This window comes from Achromobacter sp. JCM 18799, from assembly GCF_055395645.1.
The window spans coordinates 2,361,584-2,382,308 of sequence record NZ_AP043866.1 but is presented as its reverse complement, the minus strand read 5'-3'; the positions used below and the strand labels follow the sequence as shown (position 1 = coordinate 2,382,308).

General features: G+C 66.4%; 20 protein-coding genes and 4 tRNA genes. 15 read left to right on the top strand and 9 right to left on the bottom strand.

The window, feature by feature from the left end:
- The first annotated feature begins 15 nt into the window (after nt 1-15).
- The 7 genes from ACZ5YA_RS11220 (at nt 16) to ACZ5YA_RS11190 (ending at nt 5,292) form a co-directional block, all read left to right on the top strand.
- Nucleotides 16-981 (top strand): acetyl-CoA carboxylase carboxyltransferase subunit alpha, encoded by a 966-nt coding sequence (locus tag ACZ5YA_RS11220; protein WP_059372051.1) that lies wholly within the window; start codon nt 16-18, stop codon nt 979-981.
- Nucleotides 982-1,132: 151 nt separating this feature from the next.
- Nucleotides 1,133-2,107: a tRNA lysidine(34) synthetase TilS gene (gene tilS, locus ACZ5YA_RS11215; RefSeq protein ID WP_464092848.1), complete on the top strand. Its 975-nt coding sequence runs from the start codon at nt 1,133-1,135 to the stop codon at nt 2,105-2,107.
- Between the two features lie 141 nt (nt 2,108-2,248).
- Nucleotides 2,249-3,514, top strand: a complete 1,266-nt coding sequence (locus ACZ5YA_RS11210; protein ID WP_464092510.1) for an aspartate kinase — start codon at nt 2,249-2,251, stop codon at nt 3,512-3,514.
- Between the two features lie 86 nt (nt 3,515-3,600).
- Nucleotides 3,601-3,693 (top strand) — tRNA-Ser (locus tag ACZ5YA_RS11205).
- A 152-nt stretch (nt 3,694-3,845) separates the two neighbouring features.
- Complete coding sequence (gene mnmH, locus ACZ5YA_RS11200; protein ID WP_464092509.1) at nt 3,846-4,910, top strand: tRNA 2-selenouridine(34) synthase MnmH; 1,065 nt, start codon at nt 3,846-3,848, stop codon at nt 4,908-4,910.
- A 100-nt stretch (nt 4,911-5,010) separates the two neighbouring features.
- Nucleotides 5,011-5,087, top strand: a tRNA-Arg gene (locus ACZ5YA_RS11195).
- 128 nt (nt 5,088-5,215) lie between these two features.
- A tRNA-Arg gene (locus tag ACZ5YA_RS11190) sits at nt 5,216-5,292 on the top strand.
- Nucleotides 5,293-5,372: 80 nt separating this feature from the next.
- On the opposite strand, the gene ACZ5YA_RS11185 is transcribed toward ACZ5YA_RS11190, so the two are convergent.
- The 3 genes from ACZ5YA_RS11185 to ACZ5YA_RS11175 form a co-directional block, all read right to left on the bottom strand.
- Nucleotides 5,373-6,149 carry a hypothetical protein gene (locus tag ACZ5YA_RS11185; RefSeq protein WP_059372074.1) on the bottom strand — a complete coding sequence of 259 codons (777 nt, stop codon included), beginning with the start codon at nt 6,147-6,149 and terminating at the stop codon, nt 5,373-5,375.
- 98 nt (nt 6,150-6,247) lie between these two features.
- On the bottom strand, nt 6,248-7,690 hold the full coding sequence (locus ACZ5YA_RS11180; RefSeq protein ID WP_464092508.1) for a DUF1254 domain-containing protein: 1,443 nt from the start codon (nt 7,688-7,690) through the stop codon (nt 6,248-6,250).
- 81 nt (nt 7,691-7,771) lie between these two features.
- Entirely contained in the window at nt 7,772-8,461 is a 690-nt protein-coding gene (locus ACZ5YA_RS11175; RefSeq protein WP_306636526.1) for a DUF3313 domain-containing protein, read from the bottom strand.
- Between the two features lie 335 nt (nt 8,462-8,796).
- Here ACZ5YA_RS11175 and ACZ5YA_RS11170 point away from each other — a divergent pair.
- Nucleotides 8,797-8,873, top strand: a tRNA-Arg gene (locus ACZ5YA_RS11170).
- A gap of 102 nt (nt 8,874-8,975) precedes the next feature.
- On the opposite strand, the gene ACZ5YA_RS11165 is transcribed toward ACZ5YA_RS11170, so the two are convergent.
- From ACZ5YA_RS11165 to ACZ5YA_RS11150, 4 genes are all read right to left on the bottom strand, one after another.
- Nucleotides 8,976-9,206, bottom strand: coding sequence for a DUF3079 domain-containing protein (locus ACZ5YA_RS11165; protein ID WP_118933685.1), 231 nt, complete (start codon nt 9,204-9,206; stop codon nt 8,976-8,978).
- Nucleotides 9,207-9,418: 212 nt separating this feature from the next.
- A complete protein-coding gene (locus tag ACZ5YA_RS11160; protein ID WP_054453154.1) occupies nt 9,419-9,646 on the bottom strand; it encodes a hypothetical protein in 228 nt (75 codons plus the stop codon).
- Nucleotides 9,647-9,766: 120 nt separating this feature from the next.
- On the bottom strand, nt 9,767-10,369 hold the full coding sequence (locus ACZ5YA_RS11155; RefSeq protein WP_464092507.1) for a helix-turn-helix domain-containing protein: 603 nt from the start codon (nt 10,367-10,369) through the stop codon (nt 9,767-9,769).
- A 109-nt stretch (nt 10,370-10,478) separates the two neighbouring features.
- Nucleotides 10,479-11,291, bottom strand: coding sequence for an SIR2 family NAD-dependent protein deacylase (locus tag ACZ5YA_RS11150; protein ID WP_251881984.1), 813 nt, complete (start codon nt 11,289-11,291; stop codon nt 10,479-10,481).
- 167 nt (nt 11,292-11,458) lie between these two features.
- Between ACZ5YA_RS11150 and ACZ5YA_RS11145 the strand changes: the two genes are divergently transcribed.
- On the top strand, nt 11,459-12,085 hold the full coding sequence (locus ACZ5YA_RS11145; protein ID WP_464092506.1) for a cysteine dioxygenase family protein: 627 nt from the start codon (nt 11,459-11,461) through the stop codon (nt 12,083-12,085).
- 61 nt (nt 12,086-12,146) lie between these two features.
- Nucleotides 12,147-12,911 (top strand): IclR family transcriptional regulator, encoded by a 765-nt coding sequence (locus ACZ5YA_RS11140; protein ID WP_118933688.1) that lies wholly within the window; start codon nt 12,147-12,149, stop codon nt 12,909-12,911.
- Here ACZ5YA_RS11140 and ACZ5YA_RS11135 read toward each other — a convergent pair.
- Complete coding sequence (locus ACZ5YA_RS11135; protein ID WP_464092505.1) at nt 12,820-14,460, bottom strand: FAD/NAD(P)-binding protein; 1,641 nt, start codon at nt 14,458-14,460, stop codon at nt 12,820-12,822. The two genes, ACZ5YA_RS11140 and ACZ5YA_RS11135, sit on opposite strands and share 92 nt — an antisense overlap.
- The gene (locus tag ACZ5YA_RS11130; protein WP_118933703.1) at nt 14,457-15,425 is read right to left on the bottom strand and encodes a tripartite tricarboxylate transporter substrate binding protein; all 969 of its coding nucleotides are present in this window, start codon (nt 15,423-15,425) and stop codon (nt 14,457-14,459) included. Before ACZ5YA_RS11130 ends, ACZ5YA_RS11135 begins: the two co-directional genes overlap by 4 nt.
- Nucleotides 15,426-15,709: 284 nt before the next feature.
- Here ACZ5YA_RS11130 and ACZ5YA_RS11125 point away from each other — a divergent pair, with 284 nt between their 5' ends.
- The 5 genes from ACZ5YA_RS11125 to ACZ5YA_RS11105 are packed head-to-tail and all read left to right on the top strand — an operon-like array spanning nt 15,710 to nt 20,696.
- On the top strand, nt 15,710-16,879 hold the full coding sequence (locus tag ACZ5YA_RS11125; RefSeq protein WP_059372117.1) for a CaiB/BaiF CoA transferase family protein: 1,170 nt from the start codon (nt 15,710-15,712) through the stop codon (nt 16,877-16,879).
- Nucleotides 16,876-17,598, top strand: a complete 723-nt coding sequence (locus ACZ5YA_RS11120; protein ID WP_464092504.1) for an enoyl-CoA hydratase/isomerase family protein — start codon at nt 16,876-16,878, stop codon at nt 17,596-17,598. The genes ACZ5YA_RS11125 and ACZ5YA_RS11120 overlap by 4 nt, the downstream gene beginning before the upstream one ends.
- Nucleotides 17,599-17,629: 31 nt before the next feature.
- A complete protein-coding gene (locus tag ACZ5YA_RS11115; RefSeq protein WP_464092503.1) occupies nt 17,630-18,463 on the top strand; it encodes a CoA transferase subunit A in 834 nt (277 codons plus the stop codon).
- Nucleotides 18,456-19,190 (top strand): CoA-transferase subunit beta, encoded by a 735-nt coding sequence (locus ACZ5YA_RS11110; protein ID WP_059372127.1) that lies wholly within the window; start codon nt 18,456-18,458, stop codon nt 19,188-19,190. The genes ACZ5YA_RS11115 and ACZ5YA_RS11110 overlap by 8 nt, the downstream gene beginning before the upstream one ends.
- Nucleotides 19,191-19,199: 9 nt before the next feature.
- Nucleotides 19,200-20,696, top strand: a complete 1,497-nt coding sequence (locus ACZ5YA_RS11105) for a class I adenylate-forming enzyme family protein (RefSeq protein WP_464092502.1) — start codon at nt 19,200-19,202, stop codon at nt 20,694-20,696.
- The last annotated feature ends 29 nt before the right edge of the window (nt 20,697-20,725 follow it).

The window sequence follows — 20,725 nt, the reverse complement described above, 5'->3', positions numbered from 1 at the left end:
ACGGAACCACACTACATGCGCAATACATTTCTGGAATTCGAACAACCGCTCGCCGAGCTTGAGAACAAGATCGAGCAGCTGCGCTACGTGCAGGCCGATTCGGCCGTAGACATCTCCGACGAGATCGGACGTCTGCAGCAGAAGAGCCAGACCTTGGCCAAGGAAATCTACGCCAAGCTCACGCCCTGGCAGACGGCCCTGGTCGCCCGCCATCCCCAGCGTCCCTACACGCTGGACTACGTGCGCGAAATGTTCACTGACTTCCATGAACTGCACGGCGACCGCATGTACGCCGACGACCAGTCCATCATCGGTGGCCTGGCGCGCTTCAACGGCACGCCCTGCATGGTCATCGGCCACCAGAAGGGACGCGACACCAAGGAACGCGCCGCCCGCAATTTCGGCATGCCGCGTCCGGAAGGCTATCGCAAGGCCCTGCGCCTGATGCGCCTGGCCGAGAAGTTCGGCATTCCCGTGTTCACGTTCGTGGACACTCCGGGCGCCTATCCCGGCATCGGCGCCGAAGAGCGCGGCCAGTCCGAAGCCATCGGCCACAACCTCTATGCCATGGCCGAGCTCAAGGTCCCCGTGATCTGCACCATCATCGGCGAAGGCGGCTCGGGCGGCGCCCTGGCCATCGCCGTGGGCAATGCCGTGCTGATGCTGCAATACGCGACCTACGCCGTGATTTCCCCGGAAGGCTGCGCCTCGATCCTGTGGCGCAGCGCCGACAAGGCGCCTGAAGCCGCCGAGGCCCTGGCCATCATCGCGCCGCGCCTGAAGGACCTGGGCCTGGTGGACCGCGTGGTCAACGAACCCGTGGGCGGCGCCCATCGCGATCCGCGCGTCATGGCCCGCCTGCTGCGCCGCGCGCTGGGCGACGCCCTGCGCCAGCTCCAGGGCATGACGCCCGAGCAGCTCGTGGAACAGCGCGTCCAGCGCCTGCTGTCCTACGGCGCCTACCAGGAAGTGCGCGCCTGAAGCAGGCAGGGCGCCGGCGTGCCTGCCGGCGCCGCGGCCTAGCGCCACGCGCCATCCCGCCATGAACGCCCGCCCAGCGTCCGATACTCCGCATCGGGCCGTGGCGGGCGTAGTTCATTCCCTTCCCGTGTCGGCCGAGCTGGCCGCGGCCTTGCGCCGCGCCTTGCAGGCCTTGCCCGAACGTCCGGGGCGCATCGCCGTGGCGTTGAGCGGCGGCGCCGATTCGGCCATGCTGGCCGTGCACGCGGCCGCCGTGGCGCGCGACCTGGGCATGGATCTGGCGCTGTTCCATGTGCACCACGGCTTGCAGGACGCGGCCGACGCATGGACGCAGCATGCGCGTGCGCTGGCGGACATGCTCGCGCTGCCGCTGTCGGTCGCGCGCGTGCAGGTGGCGCAGGCGGCGGGCAAGGGCATCGAGGCGGCCGCGCGCGACGCCCGCTACGCGGCGCTGGCGCAATTGGCGCAAGAGCAGGGAGTGACGCATATCCTGTTGGCCCATCATCGCAACGACCAGGCGGAAACGGTCCTGCTGCGTCTGCTGCGCGGCACCGGGCTGGTTGGCATGGCTGCCATGGCGCCGCTGTCCCGGCGCGATGGACTGGTCTACCTGCGACCCTGGCTGGAAATCGGCCGCGAGGCGATCCTGCATGCGGCGGACGCGGTGGCGGCAGCCAGCGGCTGGCGTCCGGTGCAGGACCCCACCAACACCGATCCCCACTACACCCGCGCCGCCCTGCGCGAATTGCTGGCGCCGGCACTCGATGCCCGCTGGCCCGGGTGGCGCGCCATCGTCGCGCGCCATGCGCGGCACATGGGCGAGGCGGCCGAGATCCTGGACGAGGTGGCGCGCGACGACTTCGCCATGCTCGATCCTTCCGCGGACGGCGCCAGCTTTTCGCTGCAGGCGTGGCGCGGGCTGTCCGAGGCGCGCCAGGCGCACGTGCTGCGCCATTGGCTGGAACGCAATGGCGCCCGCATGCCGACGGATGCCAGGATGCGCGATCTGCTGCGGCAGCTGCGCGGGCTGCATAGCCTGGGCCATGACCGCCAGTTGCGGGTGGAGCAGGCCGGCCACGTCATCCGCTGCCACCGGGGCAGGGTCTGGGTCGAACCCCGGGAATAGGCGGATCAGCGCCGCCGATGTCCCCAAAAAATCGCGGCGTGGACAGAATTTTGCACAAGCTGCGCAAATTTTTACCGCCGCGCTAGAATATACGGCTTTGCCCGTCAACCTTTTGCGGCGGGTTCCCAGCCAGAGTACGAGATGTCCCTGATCGTTCACAAATATGGCGGTACTTCGATGGGCTCGGTCGAGCGCATCAAGAACGTGGCGCGTCGCGTCGCGAAGTGGCACGCTGCCGGCCACCAGGTTGTCGTTGTTCCGTCGGCGATGGCGGGCGAGACCAATCGCCTGCTCGGCTTGGCGCGCGAGATTACGCCGCAGCCCGACAGCCGCGAGCTCGACATGATCGCCGCCACCGGCGAACAGGCCAGCAGCGGCCTGCTGGCCATCGCGCTGCAGGCCGAAGGCGTGCCGGCGCGCAGCTATGCCGGTTGGCAAGTGCCCGTGCGCACCGATTCGTCGTTCACCAAGGCGCGCATCACGTCGATCGACGACGAGCGCATCCGCGGCGATCTGGACGCCGGCCGCGTGGTCATCGTTACGGGCTTCCAGGGCGTCGACCCGGAAGGCCACATCACCACGCTGGGCCGCGGCGGTTCCGATACCTCGGCCGTGGCCGTGGCGGCCGCCATCAAGGCCGACGAGTGCCTGATCTACACCGACGTGGACGGCGTCTATACGACCGATCCGCGCGTGGTGCCCGAAGCGCGCCGCATGGCCGTCGTTTCCTTCGAGGAAATGCTGGAAATGGCATCGCTGGGCTCCAAGGTCCTGCAGATCCGTTCGGTTGAATTCGCCGGCAAATACCGTGTGCCGGTCCGGGTCCTGTCCTCGCTGACCGACCCGCTTATCCCGCTCGCAGAAGAAATGGTCTCGGGCACGCTGATTACTTTTGAGGAAGACGAAAAAATGGAAGCCGCCGTTGTCTCCGGCATCGCCTTCAGCCGCGACGAAGCCAAAATCACCTTGCTGGCCGTTCCGGACAAGCCCGGCATCGCCTTCTCCATCCTGGGTCCGGTCGCCGCCGCCAACATCGACGTCGACATGATCGTGCAGAACCAGTCCGTGGCTGGCTCGACCGACTTCTCGTTCACGGTCAACCGCAACGAGTTCGCCCGCGCCGTCGATCTGCTCAAGCGGGAAGTCATCCCCGCCGTGGGCGCGCGTGAACTGTCCACCGACGAGAAGGTCGCCAAGGTCTCCATCGTCGGCATCGGCATGCGCTCGCACGTGGGCGTGGCCAGCCTGATGTTCCAGACGCTTTCGCAAGAAGGCATCAACATCCAGATGATCAGCACCAGCGAGATCAAGACCTCGGTGATCATCGACGACAAGTACATGGAACTGGGCGTGCGCGCGCTGCACAAGGCCTTCGGCCTGGACCAGGCGCCTGCCGAAAAGGCCTGATTCAAGACTCCGGCACGATTTTTTTTCAATAAGTGCCCGATAACGGGCAAGAGTGAAAAAAGTCGTGCTAGAATCTCGTTCTCTTCGGAGATGTGCCCGAGAGGCTGAAGGGGCTCCCCTGCTAAGGGAGTATGTGGCTAAAAACTGCATCGTGGGTTCGAATCCCACCATCTCCGCCAGATTCTCTCCGATCTGGCTTCGGTCAGCACCGGAGATAAAAAACCCGCAATCACGCAAGTGATTGCGGGTTTTTTCATGGGCGCCAAGCGCGCTCGTGAGCGAGCCTGCGTCGCATGAGAAAATTCCCGATTCCCTTTGTGGCGCAGATCCCTTGAAGCACCTGCTTGCTCCCCTTGACCGGCTGCACGACTTCGATGAAGTCATCGACGTGCGCACGCCGCTCGAATTCGCCGATGACCACATTCCCGGCGCGATCAACGCGCCTGTGCTGAGCAATGAAGAGCGCGTGGTGGTAGGTATGCTGTACAAGCAGGTCTCGCCCTTCGAGGCTTCGCGCGTCGGCGCGGCGCTGGTGGCGCGCAACATCGCAGCGCATCTGGACACGACCTTCGCCGACCGGCGCCAGGGTTGGCGGCCGTTGATCTATTGCTGGCGCGGCGGCACGCGCTCCGGCTCCATGACGACGATGTTCAACATGATAGGGTGGCGCGCGCGGCAACTGGACGGCGGCTACAAGACCTATCGCCAGGCCACGCTGGACGCGCTGGATAGCCTGCCGGCGGGCTTGCGCTACATCGTGCTGGCCGGGCCCACCGGCAGCGGCAAGACGCGCTTGTTGAGCGCGTTGGACCAGGCCGGCGCGCAGACGCTGGACCTGGAGCGACTGGCCGCGCATCGCGGGTCATTGCTGGGCGCCTGGGCCGGTGTCGCGCAGCCCTCGCAAAAGGGCTTCGACACGCGGCTGGCGCAGCGCCTGCGCGCGTTCGACGCGTCGCGGCCTGTGTTTGTTGAAGCGGAGAGCCGCAAGATCGGCGCGGTCGCCTTGCCCGCCGCGTTATTGGCTGCTGTGCACGCCAGTCCGTGTGTCGAGGTCCGCTCCAGTCGCGAGGATCGCGCTGCCTTTCTGCAGCAGGATTACGCGCATCTGTTCGACGATCCCGAATCGCTCAAGGCGCAGCTGCAGCGCATGATAGGCCTGCACAGCCGCGAGCGCGTGAACGGCTGGCTGGCCTTGGTCGACAGCGGCGCGCGCGCCGAGCTGGCGCAGGAGCTCATAGACCGGCACTACGATCCTGCCTACGCGCGCAGCTGCCATGCGCACTTCACGCAACTGCCGCAGGCGCTGCACTTGGAATTCAGGCCCAATGACGGCGACGTGGTGGAGCAGGCGAGGGCGTTGCTGGCGAGGCTGGGTGCGAGCGATGGCGCGGCCTGAGCATTCTTCATCGTGAATGCTGTGATCGCATGAATCAGTGCTTCACTTGCACGCTTCGCGAAATAACGCTATTATTCAAGGCTTGCTTTCAAACGCGAATGCGCCCGTAGCTCAGCTGGATAGAGTACCTGGCTACGAACCAGGGGGTCGTAGGTTCGAATCCTGCCGGGCGCGCCAAGTTTGATTCCGCATTGGTTTTAATCAGCCGGTGTCGGGTGAAACGATGTGATTGAACGTCTCGTTTGAATAGCAAGAGCAGTAAAAACGGCAAGATTTTTCTGATATAATTTTGCCTCTTTGCCGGAGCGCCCGTAGCTCAGCTGGATAGAGTACCTGGCTACGAACCAGGGGGTCGTAGGTTCGAATCCTGCCGGGCGCGCCAAGTTCACTTGGCCAATACAGCAAAGAAAATGGAAAGGCCTTTGATCTTCGATCGAAGGCCTTTTTGTTTTGCGCCGCCATCTAGAAGCGGATCGTCAGGCCCGCCATGGGGCCTTGCAGCACGGCGTCGAACTTGAAGCCGCCGCTGCTGTAGTCCACGCCCAGTGCGCGATAGCCTATCGCCGCCGAGACATTCTTGCTGAAGTTGTAGCCGAGGCCCAGGCCCACATCCCAATCCGCTTCGGCGCCGCCCGCGCCGATCAGGCCCCAGCCGGTGATGTAGTACTTCGAACTCAGCATGTAGTTTCCGCGCACGCCCACCAGGCCGTCGACCCACGTGGCGCCGTCGCTGCGCGTTCTGCCGTCCAGGTGCGCGCCCTTGAGCGTGATGTCGGTGTCGACCGACCAGACGCGCAGGCCTGCGACAACGTCGAGTTGATGCGGTGAGTTTTCCAGCAAGGAATAACCGACCCCGAGCAGTCCCGCGAACGTGGAGGCTTTCACGTCCGCGCTGGAGGCCAGGATGCCGCGCGGCGTATCCCCCTGCGTGCCGATCTTGGTGTAGATCAGGTCGCCGAACACGCTGTAGCGTCCTTTGCGCGCATCGCCGATGAGCATGGCGCCGAAGTCGAGGTTGTCGAACAATTTGTCGAAGCCCGCGTGGATATCGATGACGGGCGACCGTGATTGGGATGTCTTGCCGGACAGACCGGCAGCCCAGAAGTAGGGCGTGACCGAGAACTGCCATTCGTTCGAAGGCAGGGTCCCCGCTGCGGGAGCAGGCTCCGCTTCGGCGCCCAGCGCGGTCCCGGCTTGCAGCAGCCCGCAGACCAGGCAGCCCGTGATTTTCTTTTTCATTGCAAACCCTCCCCAAACTGCAGGCGTGACGAAGCGCATCCATCACGCCTGCGGTGAGCGCAAAGCCGGCCAGGGGCCGGTGCGACGCAACCCAGGTGTCAGGTGACCCGCCTTACCGGAGGGATGGTCCAGGAGCCGTCGATGATGGACGGGTTGCTTTCGTTGGGCCAGTAAAGACGCATCATCAGGATGAATGGGCCCTTGGGCGCAGGCAGCCAGTTCGACTCCATGTCTGGGCCGGGCGATTCATGCTGTATGAGCAGGTCGATCGAGCCGTCGGGCTTGGCCTTCAGGGGCTGGCGCGCGCTGATCGAGTAGCGGTTCAGCGGGTTGTCGACGAAGAAGTAGCGCGCGTCATACATCGTCAGCGACCAGAAGCCGGAGACTGGCGGCGTAAGCCCTTTCTTGAAGGTCAGCACGTACTTCTCCGAGCCGTTGTAGGTGCGTCTGACGGCGCCGGTGTCTGACTTCAGGGAAGTGGGATAAATGGCGTCCTGCGGGCGGTTGGCGCCCAGGCCGATCGCGGTGATCAGGGCGCGCTGGACGTAGTTGGTGCCGTAGATGCCCGTCTTGGTCGTGTAGCCCCAGCCATCGACGTCCTGGATGTCGCCGCCGCTGGACTTGAAGTGCGTCATGATGCGTCCGAAGCCCACCTGCGGGACCCGCTTCGCGATGTCGGGGTCGAGCTGGCTCTTGTCGAAGTCCTGTCCCGGCACGATGCCTATCGCGGCCATCTTCGCGACGATGGCTGCGTCGGCGGCGTTGGGCGGATTGCGCTTGAGCAACTGCGCGAACAAGGTGAAGTACTCGACCGCGTCCATGTTGTTGACCTGCTCGCGTACCGCGGTCTTCATGTCTATGGCGGGGTCGACCTTGCCCGCGGGCGGGGTCCAGTCCTTGCCCCAAGCGCTCAAGGGGCAGAGCTTCACTTCGTCCTGCAGCTTGTGCACTTGCGCATAATCTTCCGGCGTGCCGGTGCAGTAGATGCGACCCAGCAGCCAGACGATGCTGGTGGGGGATTTGTACTGGACCATGCCTTGCGGAATCGAGCCCTCCCATCCGGGGCCGCTGACCATGAAGGTTTGCGCTCCCGTGCCGGTGGTGCGCTTGCCGGGCACGTCGAACACCGTCGTCCAGCCGTCCAGCATCGGAAACAGGGCATAGCGTCCGTTCATGTCGGGCAGGCTGACGACCCAGGGCTCGTCGCCAACATCAAAGAAGGACGTGGTGTAGAGCGTGTCGGCGTTAGGCGCGGTCACGTCGCGGAACTTGGCGTCGGGGTACTGGCGCAGCTTGATGAGATTCCCCATTGGCGCCCGCGTGCCCTTGGGTTCCGCGACGTTGGTGATGACTCTTCTGGTCATCTCCATGGTCACCAGGGGGTAGGCGTAGATGTAGACATCGGTTGCCAAGCCGAACTGCTCGTCGCCTTCGGGCAGATCGGCGATCAGGCCATCGGCGGCCCGGGCGACTGCGCCCAGGGCGCTGGTGGCGAGCAGAGCAAGGCCACCTGCGTTCAATGTGCGGCGTGTTAGCTTCATGGGATCGCTCCAACGGACTCATGGGTTGAAAAGCACGAAGTGCCGCGGCACAGGCCAGGCTGTGCCGCGTGATGCCTTGCTCTAGCGTGGTCGGACGTACTTGCCGATTTCCCGGGCCGCGCCGGCGGTCCATTCATCGATCAGGGGTTGCAGCTTGGACAGGCGAACGCCGCCCGCGCCTTGGGTGGCGTTGGTGACTTTCTCGCCCGTGCCGCCCCGCACGGACGCATATAGCAATTCGTCCGACATGCTGTCCGTGACCCGGGACTCGATGGCGACGCTGGCGTTGCGCGCCATGCCTCCTTCCAGGGCGGCGCGGGCTTCGGTCATTACCAACGCGACGGGGATGTATTGATAGGCCCGCAGCGCCTGCTCCGAGGTTCCCACCGCGGTGATGGCGATGCGTATATGGGCGACGCCAGGCCCGGCGCGATCGACCAGCCTCACCTGTTCGCCGACCTTGCGCCGCAGCGTTTCGTCGACCGCTACGCGTATCTCCGTGAGGGTTTCCATGGAAACGTCCGCGGTTGGCCGAGGTTCCGGGTAATACTCGATGGGATCGAGCCAGACTGCCGTATAGCGCGATGGGTTGAAGTCGGGATTCAGGTAGACCAGGCGGGTCCCGCCATCGGGGGCGGGGGCCTGGTGCAGCATCGAGTAATCCGGCAGAAAGCCGGACTCTGTCGTTTTGGGAGCGGTGGAACAGCCTGTGGCCAGGATCGCGGCAGCGAGGCTCAGAACAAGCGCGCCCGAGGAATTCTTGATGTCCATGCAAGTTCCTTCTGACAGACAGGGGGCAGGAGAGCCCCGACTGCAGGCGTCGGCGAGAGGTCCTGTGCAAGAGCTGCTTTCCGCTCGTGGGCGCATTTTTTGACCTATATGCACAGGAAACCAATTATTTTTCCAAGCGTGAAATTTCGCAACGCGGACGAGTGAACCGGGTTTTCTGAACTATTCCCTTTGTGCGCGTTTTGTGGAAGGAATCGCGTGACCGAGGCGGGGCACCTGTCCCGGGATCGCGATTCGGGCGCAGCGCGGGTGCGGGCTTCGGGCGGCCTGATTTGCGCACCCTTTATTTTTCATGGTATAAACACGCCTCTTTCGGAGCGCCCGTAGCTCAGCTGGATAGAGTACCTGGCTACGAACCAGGGGGTCGTAGGTTCGAATCCTGCCGGGCGCGCCAAGCTTCTTGCTTGGATGAAATCGAAAGAAAACGGAAAGGCCTTTGATCTTCGATCGAAGGCCTTTTTGTTTTGCGGCGCGGATTGCGCCGGTGCGTCGCGCTTCAGTGCGTCGGGGCTGGCTCCGCGGTTCGGACCTGGTCCGGGGTCTTGTCATCTTCGTCGTCGAATCCCCAGTCTCCGACCGTGTACCAATCGTCTCCCAGCGTCTCTGCGGGGTGCATGGTGCGGCCGGAGCCGTTGCCGCAGGCCATCGAGTCGGTGGCGCAATAGCGGTCGCAGCCCCAGCATATGCGTTCGGGGTGCTTCGGGTGCAAGGGAAACTTCTTGGCCATGCTGGATGCCTGCTGACGGAGGGCGCCGCGACGGCAGCGCCATTCTTTTCAGATATGTGTCCAGCGTACTGCCGGGCGCGCGCGGAATTCCTTGATCTGGCGCAAGCGCCACGCCCGCGGCCCGACGCGCGCAGTGTCGCGCGTCGGGCCGCGGCTTTGGGGAATGCGGGAGGAGAGAGCGCCGCCCGGCCAGGCGCGGCGGCCCCGTGCGCCTAGTGGCGTCGTCGGTCCACCGCCGTCAAGGAGGTGCCGCTCTTGAGCAGCTGGTAGGTCTGTCCGCCCAGCCACGCGACTTTTTCGCCTGTGCTGGTGCGGCATACGCAATGCGTCTTCGGATCGAAGCGCGAGGTACCCAGCGCGGAATACGCGTCGGGGTCCGAGACGAAGCGTTCAATGCGGTAGAGCGTGCCGTCCGGCGCGGTGGCGAGGACGTCGGTCAATCGTCTTGCGGTGCCGAGCATATGCGATACCTCCATGCGCGGGCCATTGGATATACGGCGCCAAAGTCGTTCGGGCATTTCAGTATGCCAGGGCGGGAAGCTTGATGTTCCCGCGTCAGGCTAATGAAGGTGCCCTCCAAACAATGAATCGTCGAGCTGGTCGGGAGTGACGCCCAGGGCTTCGGATACGCGGTCCAGGATAACCTGCCTGGGCCGCGGGCGCGGCCGTTCCAGTTCGATATAGATGGAGTGGTCCACTCCTAGCCGTGCAGCCATATCAGCGGTGCTGATATTGAGATGCTCGCGCCAGGCGCGTATCAGGCTCCAGTCGTTGCCGGTTTTTAGATTGACGACAGCTAATGGTAAATGACTCTGCCCCTGCGCGGGTGTTCTGCGCGCGGCGGATTTTCTGCGGGGGTCGTGCAGGCTGCTCTTGGCGGCAGCGCTCTTGCGGGAATCGGCCCGAGGCGTGGTGGTGGCGGCTTCGGCGGTGAAAATGGCGCCGCCATTCAATTGGCGATATTGGTTGTCGCCGATCCAGTGCAGGGCTTCGCCGTTGTCGAGCATGCACTCGCAGTCCAGGTGATAGTTGCTGGGCATGCTCTCGAGTTGGGCGATGGTTTCCGCGGTCGTGGCGTGGCGCACCACACGGTGCAAGACACCGTCCGGCGAGCGCACAAAGACGTCGGGAAGTCTCCAGGAAAACGGAATGATAATCTCCACGGCCAAACCTATCCCGCCAATGTATCCCGGGGTGCGGGTGGTGGGATTTGGGGTTTCCCCTCGCCTGACTTGAGTCGATGATTGTGCGCCACATCAGACCCCGACATCTTCACGAATCTTCACTGCGCGCAGGGCTGTAATCGGTGGGGCCGAAGCCCGCGTCCGCAAGCAACCTGGGCATGATCGCTGCGGCCGCGCCGCGTACGTTGTGGTGTGCGTGCGCGTCCAGCGGCGTGGCGGCCGGATTGATCTGCGCCACGGTTGCGCCGTGGCGCAGTGCGCGTTGCGGCAGTTCTGCCGCGGGGTAGACCAGCGCCGATGTGCCTATGCTCAGCAGCAGGTCGCATTGCTCGACGGCCCGCATGGCTTTGTCCCACTCATCATGCGGCAGGCTTTCTCCGAACCACACGACGCCGGGCCGTACCGGCGCACCGCAATGCGTGCACGCTGGCGGATCGATGCGCCTTCCTTGCCCGGGTTCGTCGGGGAACGCCTGCGCAAAGGCATGAGCGGCGCCGCAGGCCGAGCAGCGCGGCGCGTGCAGGCTGCCGTGCAGGTGCGCGACATGGAGGCTGCCGGCGCGTTCATGCAGATCGTCGACGTTCTGCGTGACCACGAGCAGCTCGGGCACGTGCCGCGCCAGTTCCGCGATGGCGCGATGCGCGGCGTTCGGCGCGGCGCGCAGGGCCTGCGCGCGGCGCCATTCGTACCAGCCCCAAACGAGGTCGGGGTGGGAGCGGAACGCTTCGGGCGTGGCGAGAGCCTGTGCGTCGAAGCGCGACCACAGGCCTGTCAGCGCATCTCGGAAGGTGGCGATGCCGCTTTCGGCGGAGACGCCGGCGCCCGTGAAGACGACGACGCGCCGCGCCTGGCGCAGCGTCTGCGCCAGCGCGGGGGGAATATCGTGATGCGTGTTTTTCATTTTCAATCTTGAAGCCAGTCCGATACGCTGCACGCGCGGGCCTGGGCCTGTCAAGAAAAGCCAGGCGCGATTACCCGGGCGGAAGCAGGGGCAAGGATGCGTGTCCATCCTGAATCGTGGATACTGTTTTTTCAATCTGGGATTTCCAGAGTTCACGGAGAGACGCAATGCCCGAATCTCAAGGCGGCCTGGACAGGCTGCGCCGCTTCATCGCCGCCGCGACCCGGCTGACCACGCCCACGGGCCTGGCGCAGACGCCGGAGCTGCAGGCCGCATTCACAGACCTGGTGCGCCATGACGATTGGCTGCCCGAGGCCTGTACCGCGCCCCATCCTCAGTACTACCAGCAATATCTGCTGCACTGCGATCCGCTGGAGCGCTTTTCGCTGGTGAGTTTCGTGTGGGGGCCGGGCCAGTTCACGCCGGTGCATGATCACGAGGTCTGGGGTTATGTGGGCATGCTGCGCGGGGCGGAGGTCAACCAGCGCTATGTTCGCGGCGAAGACGGCAGCGTTACGCCGGCGGGCGCCCCGACCACCTTGCAGCCGGGCGACGTGGAGCGCCTGTCGCCGGCCGAAGGCGACATCCACCGCGTGTCCAACGCCCACGCCGACCGCGTATCGATCAGCGTGCATCTCTACGGCGGCAACATCGGCGCCGTGTCGCGCCACGTATATGACCCGGCGACGGGGCAGGCCAAGCCTTTCGTGTCCGGCTATTCATCGCCCAGCCTGCCCAACCTGTGGGACCGCTCGGAAGCCGTGCGCGCGGCCATTGCCGGGGGCGCACGCTAGGGTCTGTTCGCGCGCGGCGTCCCATGCTATTTTCTTGTCCTAAATATTAGGAAAATAAACAATGGACAAGACGCTGCTCAAAGGTCTGATGGTGCTGGAGGCGGTGACCGACGTGGATAATCCGCCGCGCACCATCGACGCGCTCGCCGCCCGCGTCGGGCTGACCCGCAGCAACACGCACCGCACCTTGCAGACGCTGATCCATGCGGGCTACGTGACCAAGGACGATGACGGCGGCGGCTATCGCGGCGCGGTACGGCTGTTCGAGCTGGCGGCGCGTCAGCTGGCCCAGCTGGACGTGCGCAAGCTGGCCGCGCCCTACATGCGCACGCTGGCCGACCAGACCGGCGAAACCGTGCACCTGTCGGTGCTCGACGGCTTCGACGTGGTCTACGTGGACAAGATCGACAGCCCCCAGCCCATACGCGCCTATTCCATGGTGGGCGGACGCGCGCCGGCCTATGCCGTCGCCACCGGCAAGGCCTTGCTCGCCTACCAGGCGGAAGGCTATGTCGAGCGCTATGCCGACAAGCTCGTGCGCCACACGTCCTCGACCATCGTGTCCATGCCGCTTTTGAAGGACGAACTGCGCAAGATCGCCCGCACCGGCTACGCGGTCAACCGGGGCGAATGGCGCGAAGGCGTGGGCGGGCTGGCCGTGACCTTGTTCAACAGCCTGGACCAGCCTGTGGCCGCGATAGGCATCTCCGGCCCGCTGGACCGCCTGAGCGCCGCTAGGATGAAGCAGCTGGCGCCGGACGTGGCCGCCTGTGCCCAGTCCATCTCGCAAGGGATGGGCTATCGCCGGGGCTATCTGGATCAGTAGCGGACCGCGCCAGCGCCGCGCCGATGCGCTGCGCCTGGCCGCGAGCCAGCCGCGCATTCACGTCCATGGACGTGGTCCAGAAATACGTGCCGCCCGCCAAGCTGCCCAGCACCGAGATATCCGGCTCGATCCCGCCTGCGGCGTTCTTGAGGCATCCCGTGGCATAGTCCAGCGCCAGGCCGCCATGGGGATCGGGCTGCGCGTGGCCCTCGCGCAATAGCGCGGACACCAGCGGATCTTGCGTGCTTGCGGTGTCCACCGAGAAGCTGGTGGCATTGATCAGATAGCGGCTGGCGTGGGTGGAGACGGCGCCCGCCGCGTCGCGCAAGCGCGTGTGGAACAGGCCGCTGGCGCTGTCGTGGCGGCTGTCCAGATAACCGCCGCTGACCTGCAACTGGCCGTTCTGGAGCAGGGCTTGCAGCTTCAGCGCGTTGCGCATCGGAAAGGTGGCGCGCCGCGCCATCCATAGCGAACGCCATTGCGACTGGAAGCGGCCGCGTTCGGCGTCCGGCATGAGATGCCAGATCAGGTCCACGGCGGCATTGGTTGCGGCCGCCACCGCCTGCCAGGGGCGCGCGGCTTGTTCGGACCGCCGTATCTCGTCGTCCAGCGCGGCGCGGGCCTCGCCGTCCAGCCCGAACACGTCTGCGGCTGCCAGACTGCCGTCCAGCGCCTGCACTTCTTCCCGCAGCGCCGCGGCAATGACCTCGAGCGAGAGGGCCCCGCCGTGCGTGGCGGCCAGGCGCGCAACGCCCTCCGGACTCAAGCGGCGCAGTGCGTCCGGAGCGCGATTGTGCGGACTGCGCACCGACGGCAGCCGGCCATTGCGCGACGCGCACAGGATGGGGCCGCGATGCGCCGCTTGCCGCAAGGCTGCGATGGCGTCCACGGCGCTCAGGCTGGTGCCGATGATGCAGACCGGGGCGTCGGCGGCGATACCGCGCGTCAGCGCCTGGACCGGGTAAGGGCTGTTGAAGTAGCCGGGCGCATCGCGCAATTCCGGAAAGGCCTGCGAGGGCAGGTTGCCGTTGCACAGCACGGCGTAACGCGCCAGGCAGGGCTGACCCGATTCCGGTTCGACCCGCGCGCCGCAGCCAGGCAGCGGCGCCACGCGTCGGACACGGCTGCGCACGTGTGTGAGCGTGACGCCCTGTGCGCGCGCGAGCTCGCAAGCTCGCGCATAGACTGCGCGCATGTAGGCGCCGAACAATGGCCGCGGCAGGAAGTCCGCCGGCGCTATCGAGTCCGCGCCTTGCGCGCGCAGCCAGGCGGGATCCTGGGCGCGCAGCCAGTCCACGAAATCCATCCTGTGGTCGGCCCGCGCCGACATGTTGCCGGCGGGGATATTGAGCAGGTTGCTGGGCAGATCCTCCTGGTAGGCCTCGCCCGCGCCCGGCTCGGCCTGCGGCTCGAACAGCGCGATCGTCAGCGCCCGGCCGCCGCCCGGTTCCAGGGACAGCAGGAATTGATACAGGAAGCTGACGGCCACCGAGCCGCCGCCGACGATGGCCAGGTCCGCCGCGGGCGGTGTCGTGCCGGGCGCCGTCATTTGGCCGCCGACAAACGCACGACGTCGGCCCAGCGGGCGACTTCCTGTTTGAGCACGCGGCTGGTGTCGGCAGGAGTGGTGGCCACGGCGTCGGCGCCCAGCTTCTGCGCGGCTTGCTGCACGGAAGCCATGGCAGCCGCCTTCTGCATGCCGGCCGAGAGCTTGTCCACCACGGCGGGCGGCGTGCCCGCGGGAGCCAGCAGCGCGTAGGTGGTCGCGACCGAGTAGTCCTTTACGCCCTGCTCGGCGAGCGTGGGGAGGTCTGGCAGCGCCGTGGCGCGCGTGGCGGTGGTGACGCCGAGCAGACGGATCTTGCCGGTTGCGACCTGCGGCAGCAGCGCCGGCAGCGTTTCGATCACCATGTCGATCTGGCCGCCCAGCAGATCGGTGATGGCGGGCCCGCTGCCACGGTACGGCACATGCATGAGCCGCGTGCCGGTCACGACCTGGAAGAGTTCGCCCGCCATGTGTTGGGACGTGCCGGGGCCGGCCGAGCCGAAGGTGATGGTGCCGGGCTTGCTCTTGGCCAGGGCGATCAGCTCCTGCACGTTCTTCGCGGGAATCTTGTTGCTGTTCACCGCCACGGCCATGGGCATGCTGGTCGCCATGGACACGCCGACGAAGGCGGTGCCGAAGTCGTAGCCGGGCTTGTCCGGCATGGCCGCGTGGATCGCGTGGCTACCCACGGCGCCCATCAGCAGGGTGTAGCCGTCGGCGGCCGACTTGGCCACATACTCAGCGCCGATTTCGCCGCCCGCACCCGCCTTGTTTTCCACCACCACGCTCTGCCCCAGGTAGTCGCCCAGGTGCTGCGCGTAGATGCGCGCGGCCGCGTCCGTCGCGCCGCCGGGCGGGAAGGGGACCACCATGCGCACGGGTTTCGCGGGCCAGTTGTCGGCCGCGGCCGCGCCGCCTGCCAAAGCCAGCACCATGCCTGTCAGGGCAATGCGCCACATTTTCTTCATGGAAGTCTCCTTGGTGTCGGTGCGGGCCGTCATATGCCGCGTCGCGGCCCTTTATGAAAATCCTAAAATATAGGACTCGAGTTTCAATAAATGGTTTACTTAGAATTCCACACGGTGCTATGCTGGTCAACAATTAAGCATGCTACTTAGGGAATGCACTAGGATTCGCGCTAAAAATCGCAAACAAACGCTAGAGATGGGCTGGATGATGCCAGTCTTGAAGGCCAACTCTTATAATGTTTTCTTTGTCCCAAATATTGAATTTTCATAACGAGAGGTCAGACATGACACCCAGTTCGGCGCTGGCCGGCATCACGGTGCTGGAGATTTGCAATGTTGCGGCGGGGCCTTTTTGCGGCATGCTGTTGGCGGACATGGGCGCCGACGTGATCAAGATCGAGAACCCCGAAGGCGGCGATACGCTGCGCAGCTGGCCGCCCATTTCCGACGGCTACAGCGAGAACTTCGCGTCCCTCAACCGCAACAAGCGTTCGGTGACGTTGAACCTGAAGGACCCCGGCGACCTGGCTCTGGCGCGCGAACTCGCGCTGTCCGCCGACGTGCTGATCGAGAACAACCGGCCGGGCGTGATGGACCGCCTGGGCCTGGGCTATGCGCAGCTGCGCGAGGCCAATCCCAGACTGGTCTATTGCTCGATCTCGGCCTACGGCCAGTCGGGGCCCCGTTCGCAGGAAGGCGGCTTCGACCTGACCATCCAGGCCATGAGCGGCATCATGAGCGTGACCGGCGAAGCGGGCGGCGAACCCGTGAAGTGTGGCGTGCCGGTGGCGGACTTTTCGGCCGGCCTGTACGGCGCCTTCGCCATTGCGTCGGCCTTGCGCGCGGCCCAGGCCAGCGGGCAGGGTACGCATATCGACGTACCCATGCTGGGCGCCACCCTGGGCATCGCGGCTCTGCAGACTTCGGAGTTCTTCGGCAGCGGCAAGGATCCCGTCAAGCTGGGATCGGCCCATCCGCGCAATGCGCCCTACCAGGCGTTCCGCTGCAAGGGCGGCTACTTCGGCATGGCGGCGGGCAACCAGGCCTTGTGGAAGGGCGTATGCGCAACGGTAGGCCGCGAGGATCTGTTGGCCGACCCGCGCTTCACCGACACCAGCGCCCGCGCCCGCAACCAGACAGCGCTGCGCGAGATCCTGGAAGCGATCTTCGAAGCCGAGGACGCGCAGACCTGGCTGGCGCGTTTCCGTGCGGCCGGCGTGCCGTGCGCGCCCATCAACACCTATTCAGAGGTGCTGGCCGACCCGCAGGTTGAGCACATGGGCTGGGTGCAGCCCGTGGACCTGCCCAACGGCGTGCGCACGCGCACGTTCGGCCTGCCGGTGCGCTTCGACGGCCAGACCACGGCCTTGCGCCGCCGTCCGCCCGCCCTGGGCGAACACAACGATGAAGTGCTGGGCGCGCTGCGCGCCGCCAGGAAGGGGACGGCGGCATGAGCGAGGTCCTGCGCATCGACAAACAGGGCGCGGCGCACGTGTTGACGCTGGCGCGGCCCGACAAGATGAATGCGCTGTCGGCGCCGCTGGTGGAGGAGCTGATTGCCGCATTGGATGCGGCCGAGGCTGGCGGCGCCCAGCTCATCGTCTTGAAGGGCGAGGGCAGGAACTTCAGCGCGGGCTTCGACTTCGGCGGCTGGCAGGAGCAGAGCGAAGGCGATCTGCTGCTGCGCTTCGTGCGCATCGAGATGCTGCTGCAGCGGCTGGCGGCCTCGCCGTGCCTCACGCTGGGGCTGGCGCATGGCCGTAACTTCGGCGCGGGCGTGGACTTGTTCGGCGCTTGCAAGTGGCGGGTCAGCGCGTCCGACGCCACGTTCCGCATGCCTGGGCTGAAGTTTGGCCTGGTGTTGGGGACGCGCCGTTACGCAGCCTTGGTCGGCGCCGAGCGGGCGCGCGCGGTGCTGGAGCAGGCGGCCACATTCAGCGCAGAAGAAGCCTTGCGCGACGGCTTCGCGAGCCGCCTTGCCGACGTGCAGGACTGGCCGGCCGTCGAGCGCGAGGCGCTGGACGCCGCATCTGCTCTCAGCTGCGCGAGCCGCGTCCAGCTGTATGCGGCGCTGTCCTCGGAGGCGCCGGATATCGATCTTGCCCGCCTGGTGCGTTCTGCCGCACTGCCGGGCCTGAAGGACCGGGTAGCGGCCTATCTGCAGGCGCGTTGATCGAAGAAGAACACGCAGGGAAGGAGACATAATGGCATCGGGTTTCAATCAGAAGAACAAGCAGTGCTCGCTGGCGGAGCTGGCGGCACTGGTGCCCAACGGCGCGTCGATCGCATTGGGCGGCAGCTTCCTGGACCGCGGACCGTTCGCCTTCGTGCGCGAACTGATCCGGCAGGGCCGGCGCGACCTGGAACTGGTCAAGCAGTCGCCGGGCTACGACGTGGACATCCTGTGCCGCGCGGGCGTGCTGCGCCGCGTGCGCGCGGGCATCGTCGCCATGGAAGGGAACTTCGGCCTGGCGCCCTGGTACCGCAAGGCGGTCGAGCGGCGCGAGATCGAGCTGGAAGAACACGCCTGCGCCAGCCTCACGGCCGGCCTGCGGGCGGCGGCGTTTGGCGTGCCGTTCCAGCCTTGCGGCGGCCTGCATGGTAGCGGCCTGCCGGAGCTGAACGGCTGGAAGTGCCTGGACGATCCGTATGGCAGCGGGCAGAAGACCTGGGTGGTGCCGGCGATCCGGCCGGACTTCGCCGTGATTCATGCTTCGGAGGTGGACGCGCTGGGCAATGTGCGCGTGCACGGCACGGCGCATTGGGACCGCATCATGTCGCGCGCCGCGGGCAGCGTGCTGGTGGTGGCCGAGAAGGTGGTCGACAGCGCGGTGTTCGAGGCCAATCCGGAATCCACGCTGGTGCCGTTCTTCATGGTGCAGGCCTATGCCGTCGCGCCGCAGGGCGCATGGCCGGGATCCTGCTGGCCGGACTACGCCATCGATTATCCGGCGGTGGAAGCGTACATGGACAAACACAGCGATCTGCAGGCGCACCTGGCTGCGGCGCCCGAAGCGCGGGAGGTGCAGCATGGCTGAGCAATGGTCGGGCTTTTCGTACATCGTCACCAATCTGGCGCGCTTCATCCGGCCGGACGAGATCACCTTCAGTGGCGTGAATTCCACCCTGCCGATGCTGGCCTGCCTGCTGGCCAAGCGCGCCTACGATTGGGACTTCGTCTACATCAACGTCGCCGGCGGCGTGAACCCGCTGCCCTCGCATGTGCCGATCTCCAGTTCCGATCCGGTGCTGGCCGAGCACACCGCGTCGATCTTCTCCAACGAAGACTTCTACGATCTGTGCACGCGCGGCCGCATGGACCTGACCTTCCTGGGCGCGGCGCAGATCGACGGCGAAGGCTGCGCCAACAATTCCTGCATCGGCGACTGGCACGAACCCAAGGTGCGCTTGCCGGGCGGCGGGGGCGGCGCGGTGATGCTGCCCACCGCCAGGCGCGCCTGCACCTGGCGCACCGAGCACTCGCGGCGCACCTTCGTGCCCAAGCTGGACTTCATGACGTCCTGGGGCGGATTTCATGGCGTGGTCACGCCGATCGCCGTGTTCGTCAAGCGCGACGGGCGGCTGGCTTTGCAGTCATGGCACCCGGAATCCAGCCTGTCTGAAGTGCGCGAGCGCACGGGTTTCGAATTCGACGCCAGCGGCGCCGAGCCGTCCGCGCTGCCGACGGCGGCCGAGATGCGCGCCTTGCGCGAGCTGGATCCCGATGGGCAGTTTGAACGCGACGCCGCCGTCGCGCTGCGCTAGGAGCTTGCCATGACGCTTGCCGACGCCACCTTGGTGGCTGCCTTCGCGCGCCTGTGGGCCCTGCCGCAATGGGCCGAACGGCCGGCTATCCTGACCGCGGACGGCATGCTGACGTATGCCGGCCTGCGCCAGGAGGTCGGGCGCATCGCGGGCGGCCTGCGCGCCGCCGGGGTGCGGCGCGGCAGTCCTGTGGCCATCGCGATGGAGCGGTCGCAGGCCCAGGTGCTGGCGATCCTGGGCGTGATGACGGCGGGCGCCTGCCCATGTCCGTTGGAGCCGCGCCTGTCGGATGCCGAGACTGCCAGGCGCGTGGCGGCGGTGGGGCTGGGCTGGATACTGCACGATGCGGCGAACGCGGCGACGGCCCGTGCCAGCGGCTTGGCGCCGCAACGCCTGCTGGACGCCGCTGCCGTGGCCCAAGGCCCGCTGGACTGGACGGGCAGCGGCGAGGCCGCGCCCGGCGACGCGGGCCTGCTGCTGTTCACCTCCGGCAGCACCGGCAATCCCAAGGGCGTGCTGTTGAGCCACCGCGGGCTGGCGAACAATGCGCGCGGGGTGCTGGCGCACACCGGCTTGACGCCGGCAGACCGGCTCTTGCACGTGATGCCGCTGCATCACACCAATGCGCTCAACAACCAGATTTTCGCGCCGCTGCTGGCGGGGGCCTGCGTGGCGCTGGCGGGGCGCTTCCGGGCCGAAGACATGCCGGGCTTGCTGCGTGAGTTCCGGCCCAGCCTGATCACGGGCGTGCCGACCATGTACGCGCGCATGCTGGAATTGGAGTTCGAGCCGGCCAGCCTGGCTGCGTTGCGCTTTGCGCGCTGCGGCTCGGCGCCGATCACCGAAGCGCTGCACCGGCGCATCGAAGCCTTCCTGGGCTGCCCGCTGGTGGTGTCCTATGGCCTGTCGGAAGCCACTTGCACCTCGACCATGAACCCGCCTGCCGCGCGCCGCGTGGGGTCGGTGGGTACCGTGCTGGCCGGCCAGAGCGTGACCTTGCGCCTGCCGGACGGCAGCGAGGCCGCGCCGGGCGGCGAAGGCGAGATCTGCATCGCGGGCGACAGCCTGATGCTGGGCTATGTGGGCGTGGACAGCGCCGACACCGGCGCGCCGCAGCTGTTGCGCACTGGGGACCTGGGGCGTTTCGACGAGCAGGGCTATCTGAGCATCACCGGCCGCATCAAGGACGTGATCATCCGCGGCGGCGAGAACATCTCGCCAGCGCTGATCGAGGGGGTGGTGACGGGCCTGCCGGGCGTGGCCGCCTGCTGCGTGGTGGGCGCGCCCGACGAGGACCTGGGCGAAGTGCCGGTGATCTTCGTGCAGCGCGCGGGCGCGGCCGCGCCGGATGCGTCCGGCATACAGGCGGAGGTGCTGGCGCGCCTGGGCCGCATCTACGTGCCGCGCGAGGTGTTGTGGATCGAGCGCCTGCCCGAGAACGCGGTGGGCAAGGTCGACCGCAAGGCGCTGGCGCGGCAGCTTGCACCCGCCAGCCTGCGTTCATGAACCGGGGGGACGCCCCGGAATTCCGGGCG